The 10589-nt window shown below is 41.7% G+C and carries 10 protein-coding genes; all 10 read right to left on the reverse strand.

The window, feature by feature from the left end; translation table 11 throughout:
• Positions 1-122: 122 nt before the first annotated feature.
• Positions 123-2036, reverse strand: coding sequence for a molecular chaperone HtpG (gene htpG, locus PAT01_RS12850; protein ID WP_138628010.1), 1914 nt, complete (start codon positions 2034-2036; stop codon positions 123-125).
• Positions 2037-2181: 145 nt separating this feature from the next.
• Entirely contained in the window at positions 2182-4086 is a 1905-nt protein-coding gene (locus PAT01_RS12855; RefSeq protein WP_138578842.1) for an MFS transporter, read from the reverse strand.
• A gap of 266 nt (positions 4087-4352) precedes the next feature.
• Positions 4353-4961: a recombination mediator RecR gene (gene recR / locus PAT01_RS12860; protein ID WP_004588121.1), complete on the reverse strand. Its 609-nt coding sequence runs from the start codon at positions 4959-4961 to the stop codon at positions 4353-4355.
• Between the two features lie 6 nt (positions 4962-4967).
• Complete coding sequence (locus tag PAT01_RS12865) at positions 4968-5294, reverse strand: YbaB/EbfC family nucleoid-associated protein (RefSeq protein WP_004588122.1); 327 nt, start codon at positions 5292-5294, stop codon at positions 4968-4970.
• 59 nt (positions 5295-5353) lie between these two features.
• A complete protein-coding gene (gene dnaX / locus PAT01_RS12870; protein ID WP_138578844.1) occupies positions 5354-7822 on the reverse strand; it encodes a DNA polymerase III subunit gamma/tau in 2469 nt (822 codons plus the stop codon).
• 3 nt (positions 7823-7825) lie between these two features.
• On the reverse strand, positions 7826-8371 hold the full coding sequence (gene apt / locus PAT01_RS12875) for an adenine phosphoribosyltransferase (RefSeq protein WP_004588124.1): 546 nt from the start codon (positions 8369-8371) through the stop codon (positions 7826-7828).
• Between the two features lie 172 nt (positions 8372-8543).
• Positions 8544-8666 carry a hypothetical protein gene (locus PAT01_RS20250; RefSeq protein WP_004588125.1) on the reverse strand — a complete coding sequence of 41 codons (123 nt, stop codon included), beginning with the start codon at positions 8664-8666 and terminating at the stop codon, positions 8544-8546.
• A gap of 71 nt (positions 8667-8737) precedes the next feature.
• Positions 8738-9490, reverse strand: a complete 753-nt coding sequence (locus PAT01_RS12880; protein WP_138578846.1) for an HvfC family RiPP maturation protein — start codon at positions 9488-9490, stop codon at positions 8738-8740.
• A gap of 10 nt (positions 9491-9500) precedes the next feature.
• Positions 9501-10358 (reverse strand): HvfB family MNIO-type RiPP peptide maturase, encoded by an 858-nt coding sequence (locus tag PAT01_RS12885; protein WP_450091348.1) that lies wholly within the window; start codon positions 10356-10358, stop codon positions 9501-9503.
• Between the two features lie 83 nt (positions 10359-10441).
• A partial coding sequence (locus PAT01_RS20375) for an HvfA family oxazolone/thioamide-modified RiPP metallophore (RefSeq protein WP_186807284.1) occupies positions 10442-10589 on the reverse strand: 148 nt, incomplete at its 5' end.

The raw sequence follows: 10589 nt of genomic DNA on the forward strand, positions 1-10589 counted from the left end.
GATACTCAAGCAACTTATACTAATTGCCTACTTTAGAGCGCATAAAAAAAGGAAGCATACGCTTCCTTTATAATTATGGTTATATTTTAGGCTCTTTTAGCAATTAAAAGAGCCTGTTAGCCTTACTTATTTAAATCAAGCATTAACTTGTTTAAACGTGTTACGAACCCGGTAGGATCTTTTAATGTACCGCGTTCAGCAAGTAAAGCTTGGTCTAGTAATACATGAGACCACTGTGCAAACTTATCTTCGTCTTGCTCATCGTTTAAGTGCTTAACTAACTGATGCTCAGGGTTAAGCTCAAACACTGGCTTAGCCTCTGGTACAGGTTGCCCTACTGACTCCATAAGCTTTTGCATTTGCGAGCTCATGTCGTTCTCATCGCTAACAACACAGGCAGGAGAGTCTGTTAAGCGATGCGTAAAGCGTACTTCTTTAACTTCTTCGCCTAGCGCTTTTTTAATGCGCTCAATTAAGCCTTCTACTTCTTTTTCAGACTCTTCTTGCGCTTTTTTTGTTTCTTCGTCGTCAAGCTTACCTAAATCAAGGTCGCCACGGGTAATTGACTGGAATGATTTTTCGTTAAACTCAGTTAAGTGGCTCATCATCCACTCATCAACACGGTCACTTAGTAATAATACTTCGATGCCTTTTTTGCGGAAGATTTCTAAGTGCGGCGAGTTTTTAGCCGCTGTAAACGAATCAGCAACTACGTAGTAAATTTTATCTTGCTCATCGTTCATACGCTCAATGTATTGCTCAAGCGATACATCTTGTGTTTCTGAGTCGGTATGCGTAGATGAGAAGCGTAACAATTTAGCAATGGCTTCTTTATTCGCTGTATCTTCTGCTGGGCCTTCTTTGATTACTTGGCCAAACTCGTTCCAAAATGTTTGGTAGTCTTCGGCTTTGTTTTTAGCCATACGCTCTAGCATTTTTAAAATACGAGACGTACACCCTTTACGAATCGCTTGCGTTACTTTGTTATCTTGTAAAATTTCGCGCGATACATTTAGCGGTAAATCGTTTGAATCAAGCAAGCCTTTTACAAAGCGCAGGTAGCTTGGCATAAACTGCTCAGCGTCATCCATAATAAAGACACGTTGAACATACAGTTTTAAGCCACTTTGGCGCTCACGGTTCCATAAATCGAACGGCGCTTTTTTAGGGATATACAATAAGCTTGTGTACTCAGTTTTACCTTCTACTTTATTGTGCGCCCAGTTTAGCGGCTCTTCCCAATCATGGCTTACATGCTTGTAAAACTCTTTGTATTCTTCATCAGAAACCTCTGACTTATCACGTGTCCATAAAGCGGTTGCACGGTTAATGCTTTCCCACTCACCTGGAACTGCTGGGATTTTTTCACCGTCTTCGCCTTCAGACTCAGGCACTTCTGCTTTATACATTTGTACAGGCGTAGAAATATGATCTGAGTATTTAGTAACGATGCTACGTAAACGGTATTCATCCGCGTATTCTTTTTCTTCTTCACGCAGGTGTAAAATGATATCCGTACCACGGCCTTCTTTTTCAATTTCTTGTAACGTGTACTCACCTTCACCTTGTGATTGCCACTCGTACGCTTGTGTTTCACCCGCTTTACGCGTGCGCACTGTCACTTCATCAGCCACAATAAAGGCTGAGTAAAAACCAACACCAAATTGACCAATTAATTGCGAGTCTTTACTTTGGTCACCTGTTAAGTTTTTGAAAAACTCAGCAGTACCCGACTTAGCAATAGTTCCTAAAGAGCTAATCACTTCTTCACGCGTCATACCAATACCATTGTCAGATATGGTAATTGTGTTCGCCTCTTTATCTGCGCTAATACGTACACGTAAATCGGCATCACCTTGGTAAAGGTCGCCATTTGAAAGCGCTAAAAAGCGTAGCTTATCGGCGGCATCTGATGCATTTGATACAAGCTCACGTAAAAATATTTCTTTATTCGAATATAACGAATGAATCATTAAGTTTAATAGTTGTTTTACTTCTGTTTGAAAGCCTAATGTTTCTTTTTGTGCTGCAGTCATTTATGTATCTCCAATTAGCAAAGTGTCTGCGTTATGCACTTAATATGGGGTGAGGTGGAGTAACTTCAAGGGAAAAATTTAAAAAAGCAGCTTTTGCGCTGACATAAATAAAAAGCCACATAAAAATGTGGCTTTTAGAGTTAAATTACGGTGTGTTTTTAGCGTGCTGGGCTTTTAAAGCGCTGACTTGTTCGTGTAAATAATTAGCACTTACCTGCTCAGCTTCAATCGGCTCTCCCACACTCACCGATACTAAAGACCATTTAAGGCGTGGTAGTTGCCACTTGGCTTTACGGCTAAACATACTGCCCCACAAGCCACCTAAGTGAACGGGCACAACAGGCACAGGTGTGCGCGCTATAATGCGCTCAATGCCCCGCCTAAACATGTCCATTTCACCATTACTTGTTAGTTTTCCTTCAGGAAAAATACCAACTAACTCACCGCGTTCAAGCGCTGCGGCAACCTCATCAAATGCTTTTGCAAACGCCTTTGGGTTGGCTTTTTCGCTATCAATTGGAATAGCTTTTGCCATTTTAAATAGCCAATGCAGCGCTTTTGAGTAATAAATGGGAGCAAACACCATAAAGCGTATAGGCCTAGGCGAAGTGGCTAAAATAAACATCCAATCTACAAAGCTTACATGGTTAGCTACAATAACGGCTGCGCCTTCGCTTGGAATATTTTCATGCCCTTTTGTGTGCACGCGATACATGCATATTGCTAAAATATAGATAACAAAGCGCAAGAAAAATTCCGGTACCTTAGTGTAAATATAAATAGAAATAAGCAAATTAAGCCCCGCCAAAAGCAATAGTAACGACGAAATATGCCACTCTAAAACAGAGAGCGTTACAATACTTAATATGGCACTGCCAACCATAAAGAGCGCATTAAGCACATTATTAGCAGCAATCACCCGTGAACGACTTGCCTCCTCGGTACGCTGTTGAATAAGCGCATACAGCGGCACAGTATAAAAACCGGATGCAATACCAATACCTGCCATCCAAACAAAATGCCATACCATGTCGCCTGTATTGAGTACTTGTTTAAGCGTTAATAAATTTTCAGAGGGCGCGATATATTCACTAATAGCCGGCTCTTGGCTTAATAAATACAAAAATAGCGTAATTAAAATAGCGCCAAAAGGTACAATGCCCAGCTCAATACGTGAGCGCGAGAGCTTTTCGCACAACAAAGACCCCACGGCAATGCTTAGCGAAAACACCACCAGCGCACTGGTTACCACGAGTTCATCGCCACCCATTACATGCTTAACGTAATTAGGTAATGCCGTTAAAATAACCGCGCCTATTAGCCAAAACCAGCTTATACCCAACACCGATTTACCAACCGATTCTGTTTGAGCATTAAGCGCTTTAAATACATTTTTAGTGGATGAAAAAATATTATAGGTAAAGTGCAAATTAGGATTATTGGCTTGGCTTATAGGAATAAAGCGGCTACTGAAAAAGCCAAGTACCGCAAGTATCAGCACGGCAATACTAATAATTGTTGGACCTGTTGTTTGAGTAATGTAATAGGTGCCAAAAATAGTACCAATTAAAATAGCTACAAAAGTGGCAGACTCAACCAAACCATTGGCTTTTGTTAATTCGTTAGGTGCCACATGCTGCGGTAATATTGAATACTTAAGCGGGCCAAAAAAAGTACTTTGCAAGCCCATAAAAAACACGGTGGTCAGCATTAGCCACACATATTGCGTAAAAATAGAGGCTGCGCCAAGAACCATAATCGGTATTTCGCAAAATTTAACAAGCCGGATCAGCTTTGATTTTTCTGTTTTTTCGGCTAATTGCCCCGCCATTCCTGAGAATAAAAAAAACGGTAATATAAATAAGCCCGCTGCAAGGTTTGAATACAGCGCACCATCGCCAAGGGTTGCAGCTTGAAACACTAACAATATAAGCACGGATTGCTTATACACATTATCATTCATAGCCGACAAAAACTGCGTTACAAATAGCGGTAAAAAGCGCTTACTGCTGAGTAAACCGCCTTTATTGTCGTGTTTATTATTTTGCATAGTACTCCTTACTAATCAGATAAATTCCTGATGTTTTTATAGCAACTTGAGCGATATTTTTAAGGCGCGTGAGCCGTGCAACTATCACGTTATCTAGTTGTTGTTAGTCAATAATTTATAACACAACGTCGCAAAGTTTAACTCATTTATTAATTTAATATGATTACCGGCAAACTCACACACGTTATACGGTAATAAAAAAGCAAACACAAAAAAGCCCACATATTTTACTATGTAGGCTTTTAAAACGATTTCAGATAGTTGTGTTAGTCCTGCATAACCGCTCGGCGGCCACTAAATGCATGCATTAACGTGGTGCCATCTACTAAATCAAGCTCGCCACCAACAGGTATACCATGCGCTATACGCGAGGCCCCTACTTTATATTTATGGCAAAGCTGGGCAATATAATGTGCAGTGGTTTCGCCCTCAACCGTAGGGTTGGTTGCTAAAATCACTTCGTTAATACCGCCGTGCGAGAGCTTTTGTTCAAGTATATCAAGGCCAATTTCTTTAGGCCCGATACCGTCAATTGGCGATAAATGTCCCATAAGTACAAAATATAAACCAAGGTATTGGCCTGTTTGCTCTATTGCCAACACATCAGTAGGCGATTCAACAACACACAGCACACCACTGTCTTGGCGTTTTGTACTTAAGCAAATATCACACTGCGCTTGCTCAGTAAAAGTGCGGCACGACTGACAATGCCCAACCGCGCCCATGGCTTTGGTCAATGCGTTACCAAGTTGAGTACCGCCTTTACGATCGCGCTCTAATAAATGAAACGCAATGCGCTGAGCCGACTTAGGACCAATACCCGGTTGGCAACGTAGCGCTTCTATAAGCTGCGTTAAACTATCTGAAAGTTGCATATTTGCTTAAAACGGCATTTTCATACCTGGTGGTAATTGCATACCGCCAGTTACTTTGCCCATACGCTCTTGCGTTTCGTCAGCAACGCGGCGAACAGCATCGTTACATGCTGCAGCAAGTAAATCTTCAATCATGTCTTTATCGTCTTCCATAAGGCTTTCATCAAGCTCAACACGACGCACGTTATGATTACCAAGCATGGTTACTTTTACAAGGCCTGCGCCGGCTTCGCCAACAACTTCCATTGTCGCGATTTCGTCTTGGGCTTTTTGCATGCGCTCTTGCATTTGCTGCGCTTGCTTCATCATGTTACCCATTCCACCTTTAAACATAATTTTCTCTCTTTCTTTTAAACTCTAGTTGTCATGAAGATAAGGGCGATTGTATTTAATTACAATGCCTGAATACTGTTTTCGTCAATTTCGGCGCTAAATAGCTGCTGAAATTGTACTATGTTTTCATCAGATGTGATCACATCAATTGCTTGCTGGTGTCGCCCTGCATCTATTTTTTGCTGAATTAAATAAGGCGAGTCAATCACCCCTTTTGCAAAGTTAATACTCAGCGATACGTTATGCCCGTATATACTTGATAACGCCGCATCGAGCTTTTGCCTAAGCATGGGCGTATCTAAGTGTTTTTGCGATTCATCCACGTCAATATGTAAACTGTCGCCTTGCTTGGTAAAAATCGAGTGTAATGCAAATTGACGCATTCGCCCACCAAGCCCCATACGCTTAATTAAATAAGCCCACTCATCTTGCTGATGCGCAAATTTAATCTCGCTAATTGGGCTTTGAAAATCATCAGGAACCGGTATAGCGGGCTCTTGCTCTATTACCTCAGGCTTTTTTTGCGGGTTAATTTGCTCAAGCAGCTCAGGCGCTAAGTTTTCAGTAATTGTTTGATGCTTTTCTTTAAAATCAACCTTACGCGCTGGCTGGCTTTGCGTTACTGGCTCAGCTGGCGTTTGGCTCCCTGTTACTGGGAGCGTTGGCTTTTTTTCGCTATCGCCTTGCGCATGGTCATGCCATGGCGGTGAATCGTTTTGTGACTCACTCGCTTGCGGGCTTGTATTGTGTGGCTTTGCTTCGCTGTTAGGCGTAGCTTGAGCAGGCATTTTTGGTGTTTGCGCTTGCTCAGGGGTATTTACACTCCCACCTGAAAGCCTGCCTGCCCCCGATATATTTCTATCCCGTAAAATTCGCGCAATTGCTGATTGTGCTTGAGCTTCTTGTTCACGCACACTGCTATCTTTAGCATCGGCGTTTTCAGGCGCGGGTTGTGTGTGTTGCGCTACAGGTGCAGGGTTATAACCTTGCTCTACCGCACTGCTCATAACATCATCAAATTGTGCAGCTAAGCTTTGCTCCATATTACTGTGTTGCAGATAAGCATCGTCTTCACTTTGGCGCTCAGCAGCATCGTCACTCTTAGCAATGTGCTCACTTTGCTGCACAGGGCTCGGTATATCGTTTTGCGGGCTTTGAGCCGCAGGTGATGCGCTGTTGCTGTGTTGCTCACTTGGCGAGCGTGTTAGCTGCTCTGTGGGCGGTTGCTCTACTGGTTCATCACTTGTTTGGCTTTGCGCAGTGCTTTGATTTTGGCTTTTCTCAACCATTACTTGCGGAGCAGGGGTTTCGTCTTGCGATGGTGTTTTATTTTTATTTAATATATCACGCAGCGCATCGGCACGGCCTTTACTACTGGTAGGCGCAGGCGTTGCAGCACTCGGTGTGTCACTAGGCTCAGGAAGCGATTGAGCAGACGTTGTACCTGCAGATTCAAATGCTAATAAACGCAGCATTATCATTTCAAAGCCTAAACGAGGCTCTGGCGCCCATTGTAAGTCTTTTTTACCGTTTAACAGTAACTGGTAATAAACCTGAATTTGTTGAGCCTGGGTGTGCTGTGCAACATGACTAACATAATCGGCGTTTTTATCATCCAGTTGCGCTGCTTGCGGGACAAGCTGAGTTAATTGAATAAGGTGAGTTAATGCAATTAAATCATCAAGTAGTGCAATATAGTTAGGATTACGGCTCGCTACTTGGGCTATTTCGTCCATCAGTGCGCCACCATCTTGTGCTAACAAAGCAGCAAGCAAACTTTGGCTGTAATGGGTGTCCATTAAACCAAGCATAGCTTGTACGGCTTGATTGTTTATGTCGCCGTTGGTTTGCGCAATAGCTTGATCTGTTAAGCTCAACGCGTCACGCATACTGCCATCGGCGGCTTTTGCAATAATACTTAGCGCATCTTTATCAAAATTTAATTCCTCTTGAGTAAGGACATGCTCAAGCTGAGTTTTAATTTCGCTTTGCGAAAGTGCATTTAAGTTAAACTGTAAACAGCGTGATAAAATGGTAACAGGTAACTTTTGCGGATCAGTGGTTGCTAGTAAAAATTTCACATGCTCTGGCGGCTCTTCCAACGTTTTTAATAACGCGTTAAAGCTATGCTTAGAGAGCATGTGTACTTCATCTATTAGGTATACTTTGTAACGTCCACGCGTGGGTGCATATTGAACGTTATCAAGAATTTCACGAGTATCTTCTACTTTGGTGCGAGAAGCGGCATCGATTTCAAGCAAGTCAATGTATCGCCCTGCTTCTATGTCAGTACAACTGCTACATTGCCCACAAGGAGATGCCGATATACCCTCATCACAATTTAAGCTTTTAGCAAAAATACGCGCAATGGTCGTTTTACCCACACCACGGGTTCCAGTGAATAAATAAGCGTGATGCAGTCTATTTTGCGTTAGCGCATTAACAAGCGCTTGCTTTACATGAGACTGGCCAACCAATTCATGAAAGGTTTGCGGACGCCATTTTCTCGCTAGAACCTGATAACTCATCAATTACTCGCCTTCAAACTCAACCAGTTTTAAGATTTTAATACCCATTTTTTCTATACGCTGCTCACCACCAAGCTCTGGTAATGAAACAACAAACGCTGCATCAGTGGCTGTGCCGCCTAATTTTGCAACTAGCTTTGCTGTGGCTTCAATTGTGCCACCGGTCGCTAATAAATCGTCAACTAATAATACTTTGTCGCCTGGGACAATAGCATCAACATGAAGCTCTAATGTGTCTTCACCGTATTCAAGTAGGTAATCTTGGCGAATCACTTCGCGTGGTAGCTTGCCTGGTTTACGAACAGGAATAAAAGGGATCCCTAACGCGTAAGATAGCGGTGCACCAAAAATAAAGCCGCGAGATTCTGTACCAATAATTTTTGTAAAGCCTTGGTTTTTATATTCGTTTATAAAAGCATCGATTGTTGCTTTAAAGGCTTCTGGATTTGCCATTAGTGTTGTTACATCACGAAACATAATGCCTGGTTTAGGATAGTCGGCAATGGTTGCGATACTGTTTTTAATAATAGCGGGTGTTACTTGAGTCATAAGTTTAATTGCTCAATAGTTTATATTTCAAAGCAGCTGATTATAACCTTAACTGACGTTAAAATGCGAGTTTGCTGTTATTAATACCAAGGTGGTTTGAAAATTATAAGGGTGGAGGAAGAAAAGAAGCTTAAGGCTGATATAAACAACAGCCTTAATAGAGCAAGGAGCTTTAAGTTAGGCTTGTGATCCAGCCTAAAATCGCATTTAAACAGCCAATACCTACAAAAACTGCTAAAAAAGCAATAAAGTAAGTAGCGTTAAACGGATCTTTAAAGTCTTTATCATCTGACATTGGTATAACCTTTTTTAAGCACGACAAATAAGGCTGCCATGATAGACGAAGTAAAAACATCTATAAAGACCTTAATGTTGATTTTTTGTCACGATAATACCGCGCTCGCACATTGCATTAAGCGTACTTAACGCACCATGCGCAATTTGTTGTTCGCTAAAATTAGGCGCGTGGACTAAAACCTGCTGGCATACACTCTCAAACTCAATGCCCGCATTAGATTCTATTATTGAAAGTAGCAAGGCGGTCATTGCATTTGTGGCTAAAAACTGTACGTCGTCGTTATCATCTCTGTATACAACAAAGTAATTAGGCTGCTCAGATGGCGTGCTGGGTTTATACTCTGTGCTGATATTTTGCACCGCATATTGGTAGCTTAAATTACGCGCTACACTCGATAAGTAAAGTTCAGAACTGGTTAGTTCAGTGCTTTTTAAGCGTTGCTCGTTGGTATCTTCATTAGCCACGGAAACATCAAGCTCTATCCACTCATAATGTGCTAGCTCCAGCATAAATGCATAATCGTACTCTTGCAGGGTATAGCTGCTCGATAAGTAATTAATAAATTCCCCTGCTATGTCTAAAAAATAAGGCGACTTGCAGTCATGCTCACTAAAAAATGCCCTTATTAATTTTTGCCATTGTTGCTTTGTGTATAAAGTTTTAAGCACCGGAAAACCTGATGAGATGAACCCTGCAATATTATTAAAAAATAAGTCGCGGTAAATCGCCATGCGTCTATCTTCAATATCGTTAGGCTTTGGGTTATGTTCAGGCTCACGTATGTGGGCCATAAACTCATTTTGGCTGTCAATAAAGCTCATATTTCTTCCTTTATGCTAATTGCTGAGTAGGCGATGCGCATAACTGCTTATTTTGTAAATCGTGAATAATATCAAGCTCTTTTGTAAGTGTATTTATACTTGGAATATTAAAATCACGCTCCAATAAGGTAGGAAACACCCCATGCGCTTGGTACGCTTTATCAAGCAAATCCCATACGGGGTCAATAACCTCAGCGCCGTGGGTATCAACAATTAAATCATCGGCTTCATTGTAGTGCCCAGCTACATGTCCATATGCAATGCGTTTTGAAGGTAGCCCTAATAAAAACGCTTCGGCGTTGTAGCCATGATTAATTGAATTAACATAAATATTATTTACATCAAGCAGTAGCTTACAATCGGCTTGCTCTAAAATCGTGTTTGTAAATTCAAGCTCAGATAACTGCTGGCCAGGCGCCGCATAATAGGAGACATTTTCGATGGCTATTTGGCGATCTAAAATATCTTGCACTTGTTTGATGCGAGGTACAACGTGTGCAATGGCATCTTCAGTAAAAGGGATTGGCATTAAATCGTACATATGCCCTTTTCCAGAGCAGTAACTTAGGTGCTCACTGAATAGTTTAATGTTGTGCTGATCAAAAAACGTTTTTAGCGATTTAACAAATTCAATATCAAGAGGTTCAGGCGAGCCGATAGAAAGCGATAAACCATGGCAAACAAAATTATTGGCGTCAGTTAAGGTTTTAAATTGTTTTTTAAAGCGCCCTCCCAGCTTAAGCCAGTTTTCAGGCGCTACTTCCATAAAATCAATTTGCTTTGGTGTATGCGCTAGTAGTTCATCAAGCATCTCTCGACGAAGACCTAAGCCCACCATCCCAAATGCTGAGTTTTGTGTTGCTCTCATCATTATCTCCTAAAACAAAAAGGGCCTTTTGGCCCTTTTAGCATAACGTATATCTGAGTAAATCAGGTACTTAAATCAGCCTGTTATTGGCCGCCACATTTGCCTTCGCCGCATTTACCTTCTTTTTTACCTTTTGCGTCGCCACCACATTTACCTTCGCCGCACTTACCTTCTTTTTTGCCTTTTGCGTCGCCACCACATTTACCTTCGCCACATTTACCTTCTTTTTTG

Origin of the sequence: Pseudoalteromonas atlantica, from assembly GCA_007988745.1 — a bacterium.
GTDB lineage: Bacteria > Pseudomonadota > Gammaproteobacteria > Enterobacterales > Alteromonadaceae > Pseudoalteromonas > Pseudoalteromonas atlantica.

Excerpts from the sequence above, each read along its gene's own strand:
- recR (WP_004588121.1), bottom strand. The coding sequence starts at position 4,961 with ATGCAACTTTCAGATAGTTTAACGCAGCTTATAGAAGCGCTACGTTGC.
- dnaX (WP_138578844.1), bottom strand. The coding sequence starts at position 7,822 with ATGAGTTATCAGGTTCTAGCGAGAAAATGGCGTCCGCAAACCTTTCAT.
- PAT01_RS12855 (WP_138578842.1), bottom strand. The coding sequence starts at position 4,086 with ATGCAAAATAATAAACACGACAATAAAGGCGGTTTACTCAGCAGTAAG.
- PAT01_RS20250 (WP_004588125.1), bottom strand. The coding sequence starts at position 8,666 with ATGTCAGATGATAAAGACTTTAAAGATCCGTTTAACGCTACTTACTTT.
- PAT01_RS12885 (WP_450091348.1), bottom strand. The coding sequence starts at position 10,358 with ATGAGAGCAACACAAAACTCAGCATTTGGGATGGTGGGCTTAGGTCTT.
- htpG (WP_138628010.1), bottom strand. The coding sequence starts at position 2,036 with ATGACTGCAGCACAAAAAGAAACATTAGGCTTTCAAACAGAAGTAAAA.
- PAT01_RS12880 (WP_138578846.1), bottom strand. The coding sequence starts at position 9,490 with ATGAGCTTTATTGACAGCCAAAATGAGTTTATGGCCCACATACGTGAG.
- PAT01_RS12865 (WP_004588122.1), bottom strand. The coding sequence starts at position 5,294 with ATGTTTAAAGGTGGAATGGGTAACATGATGAAGCAAGCGCAGCAAATG.
- apt (WP_004588124.1), bottom strand. The coding sequence starts at position 8,371 with ATGACTCAAGTAACACCCGCTATTATTAAAAACAGTATCGCAACCATT.